This is a genomic window from Pandoraea sp. XJJ-1, assembly GCF_026802345.1.
Taxonomy (GTDB): domain Bacteria; phylum Pseudomonadota; class Gammaproteobacteria; order Burkholderiales; family Burkholderiaceae; genus Pandoraea; species Pandoraea cepalis.
Genome location: NZ_CP113827.1, coordinates 1,307,751 through 1,323,141, shown reverse-complemented (window position 1 = coordinate 1,323,141; position 15,391 = coordinate 1,307,751). Strand labels below are relative to the sequence as shown.

General features: G+C 59.7%; 13 protein-coding genes, 1 tRNA gene, 1 pseudogene and 1 other annotated feature. Of the genes and pseudogenes, 7 read left to right on the top strand and 8 right to left on the bottom strand.

The genetic code is table 11. The features are described from left to right. The first annotated feature begins 141 nt into the window (after window positions 1-141). A complete protein-coding gene (locus tag OYT13_RS06070) occupies window positions 142-969 on the top strand; it encodes an IclR family transcriptional regulator (RefSeq protein WP_268567424.1) in 828 nt (275 codons plus the stop codon). A 14-nt stretch (window positions 970-983) separates the two neighbouring features. Here the strand turns inward: OYT13_RS06070 and OYT13_RS06065 are convergent, their stop codons facing one another. Continuing rightward, entirely contained in the window at window positions 984-1,841 is an 858-nt protein-coding gene (locus OYT13_RS06065; RefSeq protein WP_268567423.1) for an IclR family transcriptional regulator, read from the bottom strand. Between the two features lie 285 nt (window positions 1,842-2,126). On the opposite strand from OYT13_RS06065, the gene OYT13_RS06060 reads away from it, so the two are divergent. Together OYT13_RS06060 and OYT13_RS06055 are read left to right on the top strand one after the other, a co-directional pair. Continuing rightward, window positions 2,127-2,975: an FAS1-like dehydratase domain-containing protein gene (locus OYT13_RS06060; RefSeq protein WP_268567422.1), complete on the top strand. Its 849-nt coding sequence runs from the start codon at window positions 2,127-2,129 to the stop codon at window positions 2,973-2,975. Further along, the gene (locus tag OYT13_RS06055; RefSeq protein ID WP_268567421.1) at window positions 2,965-4,194 is read left to right on the top strand and encodes a CaiB/BaiF CoA transferase family protein; all 1,230 of its coding nucleotides are present in this window, start codon (window positions 2,965-2,967) and stop codon (window positions 4,192-4,194) included. Before OYT13_RS06060 ends, OYT13_RS06055 begins: the two co-directional genes overlap by 11 nt. Before the next feature lie 221 nt (window positions 4,195-4,415). Here OYT13_RS06055 and OYT13_RS06050 read toward each other — a convergent pair whose 3' ends face one another. Beyond that, the gene (locus tag OYT13_RS06050; protein ID WP_268567420.1) at window positions 4,416-4,568 is read right to left on the bottom strand and encodes a helix-turn-helix domain-containing protein; all 153 of its coding nucleotides are present in this window, start codon (window positions 4,566-4,568) and stop codon (window positions 4,416-4,418) included. Between the two features lie 106 nt (window positions 4,569-4,674). On the opposite strand from OYT13_RS06050, the gene OYT13_RS06045 reads away from it, so the two are divergent. The 4 genes and pseudogenes from OYT13_RS06045 to OYT13_RS06030 all read left to right on the top strand — a co-directional run bounded on the left by OYT13_RS06045 (window position 4,675) and on the right by OYT13_RS06030 (window position 7,515). Beyond that, complete coding sequence (locus OYT13_RS06045; RefSeq protein WP_268567419.1) at window positions 4,675-5,304, top strand: NADPH-dependent F420 reductase; 630 nt, start codon at window positions 4,675-4,677, stop codon at window positions 5,302-5,304. Window positions 5,305-5,326: 22 nt separating this feature from the next. After that, the gene (locus OYT13_RS06040) at window positions 5,327-5,995 is read left to right on the top strand and encodes an alpha/beta hydrolase (protein WP_268567418.1); all 669 of its coding nucleotides are present in this window, start codon (window positions 5,327-5,329) and stop codon (window positions 5,993-5,995) included. A gap of 170 nt (window positions 5,996-6,165) precedes the next feature. Continuing rightward, a pseudogene (locus tag OYT13_RS06035) lies at window positions 6,166-6,477 on the top strand (integrase core domain-containing protein); the annotation flags it as partial. 135 nt (window positions 6,478-6,612) lie between these two features. Further along, window positions 6,613-7,515, top strand: a complete 903-nt coding sequence (locus OYT13_RS06030) for an NAD-dependent epimerase/dehydratase family protein (protein WP_268567417.1) — start codon at window positions 6,613-6,615, stop codon at window positions 7,513-7,515. 72 nt (window positions 7,516-7,587) lie between these two features. Here the strand turns inward: OYT13_RS06030 and OYT13_RS06025 are convergent. The 6 genes from OYT13_RS06025 to OYT13_RS06000 form a co-directional block, all read right to left on the bottom strand. After that, a protein-coding gene (locus OYT13_RS06025; RefSeq protein ID WP_268567416.1) for an IS3 family transposase occupies window positions 7,588-8,825 on the bottom strand; the annotation gives its coding sequence in 2 pieces (ribosomal slippage) (window positions 7,588-8,534 and window positions 8,534-8,825; 1,239 coding nt in all). Then, window positions 8,428-8,544, bottom strand: a sequence feature (AL1L pseudoknot). It overlaps the preceding gene by 117 nt. A 271-nt stretch (window positions 8,826-9,096) precedes the next feature. After that, window positions 9,097-9,187 (bottom strand) — tRNA-Ser (locus OYT13_RS06020). Window positions 9,188-9,289: 102 nt separating this feature from the next. Then, a complete protein-coding gene (serS, locus tag OYT13_RS06015) occupies window positions 9,290-10,594 on the bottom strand; it encodes a serine--tRNA ligase (protein ID WP_150564329.1) in 1,305 nt (434 codons plus the stop codon). A 165-nt stretch (window positions 10,595-10,759) separates the two neighbouring features. Beyond that, window positions 10,760-12,166 carry a replication-associated recombination protein A gene (locus tag OYT13_RS06010; RefSeq protein WP_268567415.1) on the bottom strand — a complete coding sequence of 469 codons (1,407 nt, stop codon included), beginning with the start codon at window positions 12,164-12,166 and terminating at the stop codon, window positions 10,760-10,762. Between the two features lie 142 nt (window positions 12,167-12,308). Then, complete coding sequence (gene lolA, locus OYT13_RS06005; RefSeq protein ID WP_150564327.1) at window positions 12,309-12,959, bottom strand: outer membrane lipoprotein chaperone LolA; 651 nt, start codon at window positions 12,957-12,959, stop codon at window positions 12,309-12,311. 5 nt (window positions 12,960-12,964) lie between these two features. Then, complete coding sequence (locus OYT13_RS06000; RefSeq protein ID WP_261939002.1) at window positions 12,965-15,295, bottom strand: DNA translocase FtsK; 2,331 nt, start codon at window positions 15,293-15,295, stop codon at window positions 12,965-12,967. Window positions 15,296-15,391: the final 96 nt, after the last annotated feature.

Below are 15,391 nucleotides of genomic sequence, written 5' to 3'. Positions count from 1 at the left end.
TTTTCTTGCCGAAATCATGTTTGCATCCATAAAATCCAACTGACGATTTTCGTGTTGCAGGCAGACGATGGCGCGCCCCTGCATGGCCCTGGTCACTAGACCAGTTGGCGGGCGCGAAGAATACATAAGGAGGGGGGGGCAGTGAGACGCGATTTCAAGCTCGACGTGTCAGCGGAAGAAGCAAACGGGCGAACGTATTCGGCGCCCGCGCTGGAGAAGGGGCTCGACATTCTGGAAGCGCTTTGCCGAAGCCAACACCCGCTCACGCAAAAGGATCTAGCTGGTCAGGTTGGCCGAAGTGTGGGGGAGATTTACCGGATGATTCAGTGCCTCGTGACACGAAATTACGTTGCGCAGGTTGACGACAGCTATGCGGTCACTACGAAGCTGTTCGAACTGTCGCATCTGAATCCGCCCACGCACCGACTGCTGATCGAAGCGACGCCGATCATGAACCGGCTGGCTAGCGAATTTGACCAATCGTGTCATCTGACGGTGTACAACCACGGTAAGCAGGTGGTCATTGCCAAAGTCGATTCTCCAAGCGGAATGGGCTTTAGCTTGCGGGTAGGTTCCGATCTGGATGTCCTGATATCCGTATCAGGACGAGTCTTAGTGGCATTTCAGGACGACGAGACGCGCCGATTGCGGGTCGCTGAATCGCTCCAGCGCATACCAGACCGTGCAGACCCGCAGATCGATGTCGTTCTCGACTACATTCGCGCGCGTGGATACGAGTCTTCCCCGAGTTCGCAGGTCCGAGGGTTGTACGCGGTAAGTTTTCCCGTCCTTGATTCGAGAAACCATGCGACAGCTGCCTTGACGATACCTTATGCGGAACGGATCGATCAGGCAGAGCGCAGGCCGATTGTCGAAATCCAGGAGGCACTATCCGAGGCCGCGAAAACCATCAGCATGCGCATCGGTGGCTGGAAAGAGACGTCCACTGCGTCCGGCGATACGACATGAAGAAAAGCGTTCGTTCAATCGCCCGCGCGCCACGACGGACGTCCACCAACCCGGATACACAGCAACGACGCCGCCTCACCGAGTGCGGTCTCGATTTCTGATACCGATTTTCGCTGCACCTGATCGATCCGCTCTGCGTATGGCACGGTAAGGGCGGCGATCGCGTGATCGTGGCTGTCGAGAATGGGAAAGCTGACCGCATAGAGCCCCCGTACCTGCACGCTGGGTGCTGACTCATACCCGCGCTGTCTGATGAACTCCAATACGCCGGAGATTTGCGCGTCCGCCTGATCCGGGCGCCGTTGCAAGGATTCGTCGATCCGGACCTTTCTGGTTTCAGGATCCTGAAATGCGAGAAGCACGCGCCCCGATGCCGACACAAGAACATCGAGTTCTGACCCTACGCGGACGCTGAAACCCATCCCGCTTGGCGTATCGACCTTCGCGATGACAGTCTGCCGACCCTGACCATAAACGGTGAGGTGGCACGCCTGGTCAAGCTGGTTGGACAGTTTCTGCATGATCGGCATCGCCTCCGCAAGCAGCCTGTGAGTGGGAGGGTTGTCGTGTGACAGCGAGAACAGCTTGGTCGTAATGTAGTACGCGTCACCGATCTGGGCGACGTATTGACGACTGATTAGCACGGCCACCATGCGGTACAACTCGCCAACGCTGCGCCCCAATTGCTGGGCAATGTCTTTCATCGAGAGCGGCCCATCTGCCTGGCAAAGCATTTCCAGTATGTCCAAGCCCTTTTCCAGAGCAGGAGCCGAGTAGCTTCGACTCTCGACTTCTGCGACGGTCACTTCCGTTGCGTCCTCCTTCATCTGAATTGCATTTTTTATATCGCTATTTGTTGATCGCGGTGGCATGGGCGTTTTGAATCTCCTGAGCGGAAAGCGTCCGGACGACCAGTCCGGGCCTGCTTGAGGGTTGCGTGGCGCAAGGGTGTGCGCAAATCCGCACAACTCTACTGGATGAGGCGAATCGCATCAACGAGCGCACTAATGGGAGGACTGATGCCTGCCGCGGATGTCGCAGCTTTTGAGAAAGCAGCCGCCCCCGTAAAATCACCTATGAATTATTTATTTCACATATGCAATGTGCGTGATAGTATCAGCCTAAATTGATTGCAGAAGTACATGGAGTATTCATCAATGGATGCTGTAGCGGTTCAGTCCGTTTTCACGCGCTACGAGCATTGCGGCGCGTCAGCTGTTCGGCGTGTAGCCGCGATGCTCGATCTTCCGGCGGAAGGCCTGGTCGATGGTGCGCCGCTTCCCAAGGGTTGGCACTTCATCCTGCTAGGCGCCGATACTCCGCGCTCAGTACTTCGCGCGGATGGGTTCCCCGGTCTGGGAGTGCCACTTCCTGATCTCGGCCTACCTCGACTTCTACAAGGCGGGCGCAGGGTCGTTTACCACCAAGACATTCCGGTTGGTTCGACCGTCGTCAGAACTAGCGCGGTGGCTGACGTTACCGAGAAGATGGGGCCGTCGGGACGAAAGGCCGTCGTAAAAGTCGCGCATTCGTTACGGCTCGCAGACCGAAGTCAGCCGGCAATCACCGAAACGCAGACCTACTTCCTTCTGCCCGCGCAGACAGGGCAAAAGCAACCTGTCACAGCACAAACAACCGCACCGGAATCCGTGGCCGCATCGCGTACGAAGTCAGTGATGCCAGATGAGACGATGCTCTTTCAGTTCTCGGCGCTTGGATTCAATTCGCACAAGATCCACATCGACAAGAACTACGCGCGCGATGTTGAGGGCTTCCCTGATCTCGTCGTCAATGGCGGGCTTACCACTTTGTTTTTGACGGAGTTCGCACGTCGCGAACTCGCACTGGATTTGAACTTCTTCACGATGAAAAATGTCGCGCCCCTGTTTTGCGGGCACCGCATCACGCTCGCCGCCGATCGTGTTGGTGCTCAATGGAGTCTGAAGGCATTCGACGATTCGGGAAGAGTCGCCGCTGAAATGGAGGCCGGCAACAATGAACTTTAAACCGTTAGAAGGTGTTCGCGTACTGGATCTGACAAGCGTTGTCGTCGGGCCGGTATGCACAGCGCGACTTGCACAATACGGCGCGGAAGTTATCAAGCTGGAAAGTCCGGACGGCGATCTGATGCGAGGCCTGGGTGGTCTGTCGCCGACCGGGCAACATTCGGGCGCATATCTTCACCTTAACCGAGGAAAGCGAAACCTTTGCTGTGACCTGAAGAAGCCGGGCAGCAAAGCGCTGATTGAGAAGCTGGTCGGCTGGGCTGACGTGATCATCGCCAATATGCGGCCGCAGGCGCTGGCGCGGCTCGGACTTGACGCTCAAACAATTCGCTCAAAACATCCAGACAAGGTCTACTGCCTCATCACCGGTTATGGCACTGATGGTCCCTATGCAGGCCATCCAACGTACGATAGCGTGGTGCAGGCCGTCACTGGCATGACAGGCCTGATGCTTGCACGCGATGGCGCCCCGGCATATGTGCCAATGCTAATTTGCGACCACGTTGTGGGCGAAATTGCTTCAGGTTCGATTCTTGCTGCGATCATTCAGCGCACGGCGACAGGAAACGGTTCGACTATCGAAGTGCCGATGTTTGAAACCATGGCCGCATTCGTGCTGCAGGAGCATCTGGCTCAACAGAGCTTCGATCCTCCTGTCGGCCCGCCCGGGGATCTTCGCCTACTTAGCCCCCACAACAAGCCAGTCAAGACAGCTGATGGGTGGATCGCATTCACGGTCAACACCGACCAGCAGGTACGCTCATTCCTGAGAGTGGTTGGACGGGAAGAGTTAATTGGTGATCCTCGCTTCGCGACGGTTGCCGCACGTGCTGAAAACGTCAAAGAATGGTTCGAAGTGAGAGGCGCACCTCTAACACACAAAACGACAGCGGAATGGCTCGAAATTCTGCAAGGGGCCGATATTGCCGTTAAGCCGTGCCATACGCTCGACACATTGCAGCGCGATCCGCATTTGCAGGCCGTTGGCCTTCTTCAGTCCGATGACCATCCGACAGAAGGAAAGACCGTCGCGATCCGTTCGACCATCAGCTTTGACGATGCCTATCCTCCATTGCGCTCCTTTGCGCAGCCGCGAGGCTGGGACACATGCGCGGTTCTGGAGGAGATGGGATATTCGGCCGACCAGATCGCCGCACTGATCGAAGAAGGTACTGCTGTCCCCGCGTCTTCACGGGAATCGACCTTTCGGCGTAGGTGAGCGCGCAATCCATTTTGGCGGCCTCGCTACCGCCACCAAATCCGGGGCGGTTCACCCTAAAGACATTCAACGGACTGCCACGGAGAGATCTCGAACGTTTCAACGAGGAAGTCGACCAAACAGCGAACCTCCGCCTCGGCATCATCTATCGCAGCCAGAATGTCGCGCGCACGCTGATAGAAGAGGCGCCCCTCCTCCGTGAGCGACAGGCGCCGCGTCGTTCAATGCAGCAGGCGCACCCCAATAAGTTGCTCCAAAGCATCCACGTAACGCGAGACGGCGGTTTTGGAGATTCGGAGCGTCTCCGCAGCGGCAACGAAACTCCCTGCATCAACGACCGCTGTGAACGCGGTCATTTCTTGGCTCTTGTCCATTTAATGTCCCGTTTCTAGGGATTATGAATCCATCCAACCGGAGTTTATCTCGGTCTATCGTATTAATAGAATGGTCTCACTACCACCAACCAAGTCGGAGCGGAGTATGAAGATCACTGTTATCGGCACGGGCAACATGGGTTCGGCATTTGTGAAGCAGCTTTCCCAAGTTGGTCATGCAGTACGCGTCACCGGCCGTGATGTCGCCAAGGCACAAGCCATCGCCAAGCAATACCCTCGTGTCGAAGCCACAACGGCGGCACAGGCGGTAGGCGACAGTGAAATCGTGGTTCTCGCCACTGGCTACGGCGACGCAGTCGAAGCATTGCGCTCGGTCGGCAACCTTACGGGCAAGACAGTCATCGATATCACGAATCCCCTTACTGCCGACTATATGAGCCTGACCATTGGCCATGAGACCTCGGCTGCGGAAGAAATCGCGCGCGCTGTCCCGGGGGCCGAAGTCGTGAAGGCGTTCAACACCCTCTTCGCCCAAGTGCTCGCCGATGGCCCCGCGTTCGCAAACGGCCAGCGTGGCAGTGTGTTCTTTGCCGGCGACAGCTCGGATGCGAAGGCTCGCGTGAAATCGCTAATTGAAAGCCTAGGCTTCCAGCCGGTCGACGCCGGCGGTCTGAAGAACGCGCGTTACCTCGAGCCGCTGGCTGGCCTGAACATTTACTTCGGCTACGGCGCGGGAATGGGGACGTCCGTCGCACCCGCCTGGATCTCCAAATAAGCATACGCAGAGGCTCGCATTCATGGGTATTTTGCAACATGATGAGGCTTCGGGCCTCTCCTTCCACGTCGTCCCGGCGACCGGGCGTCCGCTCGGCCGTCTCTTTCTCCTACACGGAGTGGGCGGCAACGAAACGAACCTGATGCCACTTGCTGGCGATCTACCGAAGCAACTCGAACTCGTGTTCGTGCGCAGTCAATTCACGCTCGCGCCCGGACAGTACGCCTGGTTTCAGGTCCACTTCGGCGCCACCGGACCGGTCATCAATGCGGATCAGGCAAATGACAGTCGGAAGCGTCTGCGCCAGCTCGTGCAGTCTTTACGCAAGGAGGACGGCGACGCGCCCGTGCCCGCGCTTATGGCTGGCTTCAGCCAAGGCGGCATCCTAAGCGCCAGCGTGGCTCTGTCGGCGCCTGAAGACGTTGCGCGCTTTGCGATTCTGAGCGGCCGCATTCTGCCTGAACTTGAGCCGCATCTCGCATCACGAGAGGCGCTCAAGCAAGCCGCGGGTTTCATCGCACACGGGGAGTATGACGACAAGCTGCGCGTGGCGTTCGCAAGTCATGCTGACGAGTGGCTAACAGAACTCGGCGTGCCACATGAAACGCACATCTATCCCATTAACCACACACTAAGTGCCGACGTTGTACGGGATTTTTCAAGCTGGATCAGCCGGCAAATCGAGAGTTAGCAACAGCAATTAGACTGATATGAATGACCTGTAATGCCTGACCTCCTCCTGAAAAACCGTAGCATCCAAAACTGGAGATTTCTGGCAAATTTGAAGCCCTGACGGGCAGGAGATTTGTATGAAGAAATCGAAGTTCACCGATGAGCAGATCACTTTCGCGCTGAAGCAAGCCGAGGTGGGTACCGGTCGATAACGGAAGCGAATTCATTTCGCATGCGCTAGATCACTGGGCGTATGAAAATGGCGTAACCTTGGATTTCTCTCGGCCAGGCAAACCCACGGACAATCCGTTCATCGAGTCGTTCAATGGCAGTTTCCGGGATGAATGCCTGAACGTGCATTGGTTCCTGTCATTGGACGACGCTCGTGAAAAGATCGAGGACTGGCGACGGGACTACAACGACTTCAGACCGCATAGCTCGCTAGGCGATTTGACTCCGGGCGAGTTCCGACTCGCACACCTTGACGCCGGAAATCTCTAGGTCAAGGTGCTCGGTTAAGCGGGGGGAGGTCACCTTGACGCCGGAAATCTCTAGGTCAAGGTGCTCGGTTAAGCGGGGGGAGGTCAGCGTGGTGAATTCCTTCAACCGAGCGCATTAGCTCTACAGAGAAATATCATGAAGATTTTTCTTACCGGTGCAACCGGATACATCGGCGGCACCCTCGCAAAGTATCTGCTCAGGAGCGGGCACTCGGTTCGCGGGCTCGTGCGAAATACCGAAAAGGCCCAGACGCTTAACAGGCTCGGCATAACGCCCGTACTGGGATCCTTGGAAGATACTGCGCTGCTGAGCCGAGAGGCAGCGGCGGCGGACGCCGTTATCAACACTGCAAACGCAGACGACGAGAAGCCTGTCAAAGCTTTCATCGAGGCGCTCCGCGACTCCGGCAAGGCATTTATACATACAAGCGGGTCGAGCGTCATTGCTGACAACGCGCGCGGCGCATCCGCTAGCGAGCGCGTTTTCGACGAAAATTCACCGTTCGTAGTAAATCCCTTCAAGCAGGCCCGATTTGATCTTGATCAATCGATTATCCAGTCCGCCAGTCTAGGCATTAGGTCGATCGTCATTTGTCCTAGCCTGATCTACGGTGTCGGATCGTCGTTGAATCCACGAAGCTTGCAAATTCCGACCCTTGTGGACAATGCCGTAAAAGAAGGGCGCGTCGAAATTGTCGGGGCGGGCGCAAATCGTTGGTCCAACGTACATATACAGGATTTGATCCAACTGTATCGTTTAGCACTTGAAGAATCGCCCGCTGGCGCCTTCTACTTTGCCGAGAACGGTGACGCATCCTTCATCGAACTAGGAAACGCGATTTCCAAGCGACTTGACCTCGATGCCGTTCACTCCTTGTCACCCGAAGCGGCAAAACAAAAGTGGGGAGAGAGAACTGCATTTTTCTCTCTCGGCAGCAACAGCCGAGTTCGTGCGAATCGAGCTAGGGTTTTGGGTTGGCGGCCGCTCCACAACTCAGCTGTCGAGTGGATTCTGAACGACATGCCCATGCCAAATTAAGTCGACGCTTTCATTAGAGGGCGGTCTTAAGAGTCAATTGAATCGCCCCGGCTTTCGAGGAGGCCGGTTGGTTTAAGTTAATGCAGGCGCTTCAGCAGTATTTCTGAGTTGCCCGTAGTAGTCTGCCTCAGCCTCGGCTGGCGGGATATAGCCCAGCGGTTCCATCAGCCGATGATGGTTGTACCAAGCGACCCATTCCAGAGTTGCAAGCTCGACGGATTCCCTTGTTTTCCAAGGCGCGCGCCGGTGAATCAGTTCCGTTTTGTACAGGCCGTTGATCGTTTCCGCCAGGGCGTTGTCATAACTGTCGCCGCGGCTGCCTACCGATGGCTCAATGCCCGCTTCGGCAAGTCGCTCGGTGTACCGAATGGAAACATATTGCGATCCCCTGTCGGAGTGATGGATCAGCGTCCCGTCGCCGCCCGGTTGGCGGGCGTACAGCGCCTGTTCAGGCGCATCAAGTACGAAGTCGGTGCGCATGGTACGACTCACTCGCCAGCCAACGATGCGCCGCGCAAACACGTCGATGACGAACGCCACGTACAGCCAGCCCTGCCATGTTGAAACGTAGGTGAAATCGGAAACCCAGAGCTGATTCGGCCGGTCGGCCTTGAATTGGCGATTGACCCGGTCCAGCGGGCGAGGGGCCGAGACATCGGGAATCGTCGTGCGAACCCGTTTGCCGCGAACCGCGCCGTGCAATCCCAGCCGCTGCATCAATCTCTCGACCGTGCAGCGGGCCACCCTAATTTGCTCCCGATTCATCTGCTTCCAGACCTTGTCTGCGCCGTAGACCCGCATGTTGGCGTGCCAGACACGCTGGATTTCCGGGCACAGCACGTCATCACGCTTTGCTCGGGCGCAGCGCTTCGATGGATCGCGAAGCTGGGCAGCATGGCGCCAGTAACCCGACGGGGCAATCCGCAAGACCTTGCAGATCGGCTCGACCCCGAAGGTGTCGCGATGCTGATCGATGAAGGCCTTCAGGACTTGAAACGGCGGTCGAGCTCCGCCTGGGCGAAAAACGCGCTGGCCAGTTTGAGAATCTCGTTCGTCTTGCGCAATTCCTTGTTCTCGCGCTCCAGCGCCTTCAGGCGCTCACGCTCGCTCGTGGTCAGGCCGGCACGTTCGCCATTATCGATCTCGCCGCGCTTGACCCAATCATTCAGTGTTTGCGGCGTGCAGCCGATCATCGGCGCAATCGACTCGATCGCCGCCCACAGCGAAGGATGCTCGCTACGCTGCTCGCGCACCAGGCGCACTGCGCGCTCCCGGACTTCCGGGGAAAACTTGCTCGATTTCTTGTTCATGGCTCCATTTTCTCAAGAGTTGGAGCCTCCTCCAAATCCGGGGCGGTTCATTCTTCCCGGCCTAGATGCTGCTCGGCTTCCCTCGTCACTGCAACGTTAATGTGGCATCCGCCCGATAACGTACTGCCGCACTGTCATTCTGAGAATGACGGGGCCAGACGCCAAAAAATCCGGACTTAACGTACTGCCGAGAAAGCAAAAACGACAAAGCCCCACCAGTGGCGGGGCTTTGCTCGAACTGGGCACTGTTTCATCAGTGTCCCAAAAGTACTGGCGGAGAGGGTGGGATTCGAACCCACGGTACGGTATAACCGTACACCGGATTTCGAGTCCGGCGCATTCGACCACTCTGCCACCTCTCCAAGCGTTCTTTCTGCTTTGGTTCGCTGCCTAAGTGGCCTCAAGCAGCGAGAAAGAGATTATAGCCGAATTTCTTCAGCCGCCAACCCCCTTTCCAAATTTTTTTACGCAGCCGGCGCAAGACGCTCGATGCCGCCCATGTACGGACGCAGCACATCGGGCACGGTCACCGAACCGTCGGCGTTCTGGTAATTCTCCAGCACCGCGACCAGCGCGCGTCCCACGGCCAACCCCGAACCGTTGAGCGTATGCACCAACTCCGGCTTGCCCTGCGCATTGCGAAAACGTGCCTGCATCCGCCGTGCCTGGAAGCTCTCCATGTTCGAACACGACGAAATCTCGCGGTATGTGTTCTGCGCCGGAATCCAGACTTCCATGTCGTACGTCTTTGCGCTGCCGAAGCCCATGTCGCCCGTACACAGCACAATCGTGCGGAACGGCAGTTCGAGCTTCTTCAGAATCGCTTCCGCATGCCCCACCAGGCTCTCCAGCGCGTCATACGACTCCTCCGGACGCACCACATGCACCAACTCGACCTTGTCGAACTGGTGCTGACGAATCATGCCGCGCGTGTCCTTGCCATAGCTGCCCGCTTCCGAGCGGAAACACGGCGTATGCGCCACCATGCGCAGCGGCAACGCATCGCCCGCCAGCAATTCGTCGCGCACAAGGTTCGTCAGCGACACTTCCGCCGTCGGAATCAAATAGAAGTTCTCGATCCGCTCGCCATCCTCACCGCCCACCTTGCGCGGCACCTTGAACAGGTCGTCCTCGAACTTCGGAAGCTGCCCCGTGCCACGCATCGACGCCGCATTCACGATGTACGGCACATACGTTTCCGTATAGCCATGCTCGCTCGTGTGCGTGTCGAGCATGAACTGCGCCAACGCACGATGCAGACGGGCAATGCCGCCCTTCATCACCGAAAAGCGCGCACCGGCGAGTTTCGCCGCCGCGTCGAAGTCCAGACCCAGCGCAGCGCCCAGATCGACGTGGTCGCGCGGCGTGAAGTCGAACGCGCGCGGCGTGCCCCAACGGCGCACTTCCACGTTCTGCGTCTCGTCGGAGCCCAGCGGCACGCTCTCGTGCGGCAAGTTCGGCACCCCCAGCAACACGTCCGACAGACGCGTCTGAATCTCCTCCAGACGCACCGACGACGCCTTGAGCGTGTCCGCAATGCCGCCGACTTCCGCGATTTCGGCCGAGGCGTCCTCGCCCTTGCCCTTCTTCATGCCGACCTGCTTCGAGAGCGCATTGCGGCGGGCCTGCAGCTCTTCGGTCTGCGTCTGAATCTGCTTGCGCTCCGCCTCGAGCGCAGCAAACGTCGCCACGTCCAGCGTATAGCCGCGCGCCTTGAGTCGCGCCGCAACGCCGTCGAGATCCTTGCGAAGTAGTTGAATGTCGAGCATGGTGGGGTGTCTGTCGTTAGCGGCCCATCGTCGTGGGCCAAAAAATTCGTTCTGGCTGCCCGCTTGCCCATCAAGGCACCGGAGGCAGCATCAAGCCAGGGATTTTACCAAACGCTCACGGCGATTTCGCCATTTGGCGCGTTTGCGACGGCAACTGCAGCCGCGTCAGGCTGATTCATCGTCGGAAGGCTCGACCGGCGCAGGCTTGCCGGAAGACGTCGCCCCCGCGCCCGATGGCTTGGCCGCGGCGTCGGCTTGACGCCCCTTGGTGTTCGCGCGCCGCCACTCGGCATCGAGCGACTTCAGCCAGTTAAGCTTCTCCCCAATCTTGCCCTCCAATCCCCGCGGCACCGGACGGTACCAATGTTGGGCGCGCAAATCGTCAGGGAAATACGTCTCGCCCGCCGCGTAGGCATCGGGCTCGTCATGCGCATAGCGGTACTCGTGGCCGTAGCCGAGTTCCTTCATCAGTTTTGTCGGCGCATTGCGCAGATGGATCGGCACCGCCCGCGACTTGTCCTTGCCGACGAATGCCCGCGCCTGGTTGTATGCGTTATAGCCCGCGTTCGACTTCGGCGCCGCCGCAAGATACAAGATGGCCTGCGCGAGGGCGAGTTCGCCTTCGGGCGTGCCGAGGCGCTCGTAAGTCTCCGCCGCATCGAGCGCGATGCGCGCCGCGCGCGGATCGGCCAGACCGATGTCCTCCCACGCCATGCGCACAATCCGGCGCGCGAGATAGCGCGGATCGGCGCCGCCATCGAGCATGCGGCAAAACCAGTAAAGCGCACCGTCCGGCGAGCTGCCTCGCACCGACTTGTGCAACGCGCTGATCTGGTCGTAGAACGCATCGCCGCCCTTGTCGAAGCGCCGCAGATTCTCGGCGAGCACGCTGGCGAGCAACGCTTCGTCAATCGTCGTGAGGTCCTGCATCGCCGCCGCCTGCGCGACGATCTCAACGTTGTTGAGCAGCTTGCGCCCGTCGCCGTCCGCCGAATCGATCAGGCCCTGGCGCGCTTCGTCGGTGAACCCGATGTCGCCCAGTTCATGCGCCGCGCGCACGATCATCTCGCCGAGTTCGTCGTCATTCAGGCTCTTGAGCACGTACACCGCCGCGCGCGAGAGCAACGCGCCATTCACCTCGAATGACGGATTCTCTGTCGTCGCCCCCACGAAAATGAAGAGCCCCGATTCGACGTGCGGCAGGAACGCGTCCTGCTGCGCCTTGTTGAAGCGATGCACCTCGTCGACGAACACGACGGTTTGCTTGCCCTGCCCGCGCTGGATCTGCGCGGCCTCGACGGCGTCGCGAATATCCTTGACGCCCGAGAGCACCGCTGACAGCGCGATGAAGTACGCCTTGAACGCATCCGCCATCAGGCGCGCCAGCGTGGTCTTGCCCACGCCCGGCGGCCCCCACAGAATCATCGAGTGCGGACGCCCCGCTTCGAACGCCACGCGCAATGGCTTCCCCTTGCCCAGCAAATGGCGCTGGCCAATCACGTCGTCGATGGTACGGGGGCGCAGGCGCTCGGCCAAAGGCACCGAAGCCGACAGAGGGGCGTCGTTGGACATGTTCTCAAGCAGCGCGGCCGGGGAGTCCCCGGCCGCTTTCGGATCGTCAGATGTCCCCATTATGCCAGCCCGGACACCGCCCCGCCGGCAAGTCACGCCACCGAGGACAGGCACAACATGGACTGATGCGGACGAAGCGCGTTCAACCCTTGATCAGATCGGCCCCCTTGGGCATCGTGAACTTGAAGTTGTCCGCCGACATCGGCGGATTCTTCTGGATCTTGTCGAACGTCAACAACGTGACGTTGCCGAAGGCGTCATAGAGCTCCATTGCCGCCAGGTTGCCGTCGCGAAACCCGATACCCACGCGCTGGAACTGCGTGTCTTTCGCCTTCGGTTTCAGTTCCACCCAGTCGATGCCGTTCTTCACGCCGGCGTCCTTGAGGGTGAAATTCTTCTCGATGTCGTTGCTGCCGAACAGGATCGCCGCCGGGCTCGCGCCCAACGAAGCGCCAAGCTTGCGCTCGGTCACCTGGTTCAGATCCTTGTCATAGATGTAGAGCGTCTCGCCGTCGGCCTGCAGCAGTTGGTCGTAAGGCTTGACGTAGCGCCAGATGAAGCGGCCCGGGCGCGCAAACTCGAAGGTTCCCGAGGCTGCGTTCGACACCTTCAAGGCTCCGTCCTGCTGGCCCTTGACCTGCTTCTGCTCAAACTCGCCACGCGCCGACTTCACTTGCGCGACAAACGCCTTGAGCTGCGCCGTGCCGCTGGCATAGGCGGGGGCGACCAGCGCCGCCAGCGTCACACCCACAGCACCCGCGATAAGCGGCAAGCCGCGCTTGAATCCCAACATATTCCTTACTCTCCTTCGCGATTCGGCACCAGAATATCCCGGTTGCCGTTGCTCGCCATCGCCGACACAACGCCGGACTGTTCCATCTGTTCAAGCAGTCGCGCCGCCCGGTTGTAGCCGATGCGCAGATGCCGCTGTACCAACGAAATCGACGCACGGCGCTGCTTGAGCACCACGGCCACGGCCTGATCGTACAGCGGGTCGGACTCGCCGCCGCCCTCGCCGGTTCCGCCGCCCGCGCCACCGGCACCGTCGATGCCGCCGTCTTCACCGTCGACAACGCCGTCCAGAATGCCCTCAACGTAATTCGCCTCACCCTGCTCCCGCAGGCGCTCGACCACGCGATGCACTTCGTCATCGGCCACGAACGCCCCGTGCACCCGCAATGGCAATCCCGTGCCCGGCGGCATGTAAAGCATGTCGCCCATCCCCAGCAACGTTTCGGCCCCTTGCTGGTCGAGAATGGTGCGCGAATCGATCTTCGACGACACCTGGAACGCCACGCGCGTCGGCACGTTCGCCTTGATCAACCCGGTAATGACATCGACCGACGGACGCTGCGTTGCCAGAATCAGGTGGATACCCGCCGCACGCGCCTTCTGCGCGATGCGCGCGATCAACTCTTCGACCTTCTTGCCGACGACCATCATCAGGTCGGCCAACTCGTCGATCACCACGACGATATACGGCAGGCGCTGCAGCGGCTCCGGCGCGTCGGGCGTAAGCGAGAACGGATTCGGGATGTGCTCTTCGCGCTTGGCGGCGTCGTCGATCTTGTTGTTGTAACCGGCGAGGTTGCGCACCCCGAGCTTGCTCATGAGCTTGTAGCGACGCTCCATCTCGGCCACGACCCAATTCAGCGCATGGCCCGCCTGACGCATGTCCGTGACCACCGGGCACAGCAGATGCTGGATGCCTTCGTACATGCTCATTTCGAGCATCTTCGGATCGATCAGGATCAGCCGCACCTGCTCGGCGGTCGCCTTGTAGAGCAGCGACAGGATCATCGCGTTGATCCCCACCGACTTGCCCGAGCCCGTAGTACCGGCCACCAGCAAGTGAGGCATCTTCGCCAGATCGGCCACCACCGGCTTGCCGCTGATGTCCTTGCCCAATGCGAGCGTGAGCAGCGATGCCGAGTCGTTGTAGATCTCGGAGCCGAGAATCTCCGTCAACCGCACCGTCTGACGACGCGGATTCGGCAGTTCCAGCCCCATGAAGTTCTTGCCGGGAATCGTTTCGACCACGCGGATCGACACGAGCGACAGCGAACGCGCCAGATCCTTTGCCAGGTTGACGATCTGGCTGCCCTTCACGCCCGTGGCCGGTTCGATTTCGTAGCGTGTGATGACCGGCCCCGGATACGCGGCCACAACGCTCACATCGACACCGAAATCCTTGAGCTTCTTTTCGATGAGGCGCGACGTGAATTCCAGCGTCTCCGCGGAGACGGTCTCCTGCGCGGCCGGGGCCGCATCGAGCAACGCCAGCGGCGGCAGGATGGAGTCGGGCAGATCGGCAAAGAGCGGCGCCTGCTTTTCCTTCTCGACACGCTCGCTCTTCGCGACGACCTTGACCGGCGGCACGATCTGCACCGGCTCATGCACTTCGGCGCGCACGCGGTTCTGCACGATGGCGCCTTCGCGTGCGATCGCGGCCTCCTCGCCCAGCCGACGGTCCTGACGCGCCTCGCGGCGCCGGCGGATCACGGTGCCGGTGTCGAGAATCAATGCGCCGAACTGCTCGGCAACGCTCAGCCACGAGAAATGGAACAGCAGCGACAGGCCGAAAACGAAGATGAGCAGCAATGCCAGCGTGCCGCCGGTAAAGCCGAGCGCGTGCTGGAAGAAGCCGCCTACGGTCTCGCCGATCACGCCCCCGGAGGCGCGCGGCAATTGGGCTTTGAGGCGATATAGGCGCAGCGATTCGATGCCGGCACTGGAGAGCAACAGCATCAGGGACGAAACGATCTCGACCCATCCGCCACTGGCCAGCCGTTCGCGCAGCGGGGGCGCTTCGCGCTTGGCCGAGATCCGGCGATAGCCGGAAATCACGCGCCGGGCGATGAAGACCACCAGCCAATACGCGGAAAGGCCCAGCATGAGCAGCAGCATGTCGGCCACCCAGGCACCCACGCGCCCCGCCCAATTGGCGATGCGCTCCACGTGCGCCGCATGCGTCCAGCTGGGGTCCAGACGGCTGTAGGACAGCAACGCCATCAACAGGAACACCATCAGCGCGACCTGCGCCATCCAGCGAATTTCATGGAAGAGGTGCGTCACCCGGTTGGGTAACGACGATCCGGCACCAGCAGAGTAGGAAGATTTCGTCGTCATCAAGCCATGCGGTTGGGCGGGCAGACGGGCGGCCTGCCGCGCGGCAAGGCTCCATTGTAAACAACTATTCCCCCACTTAATGCACGAATACGTGAC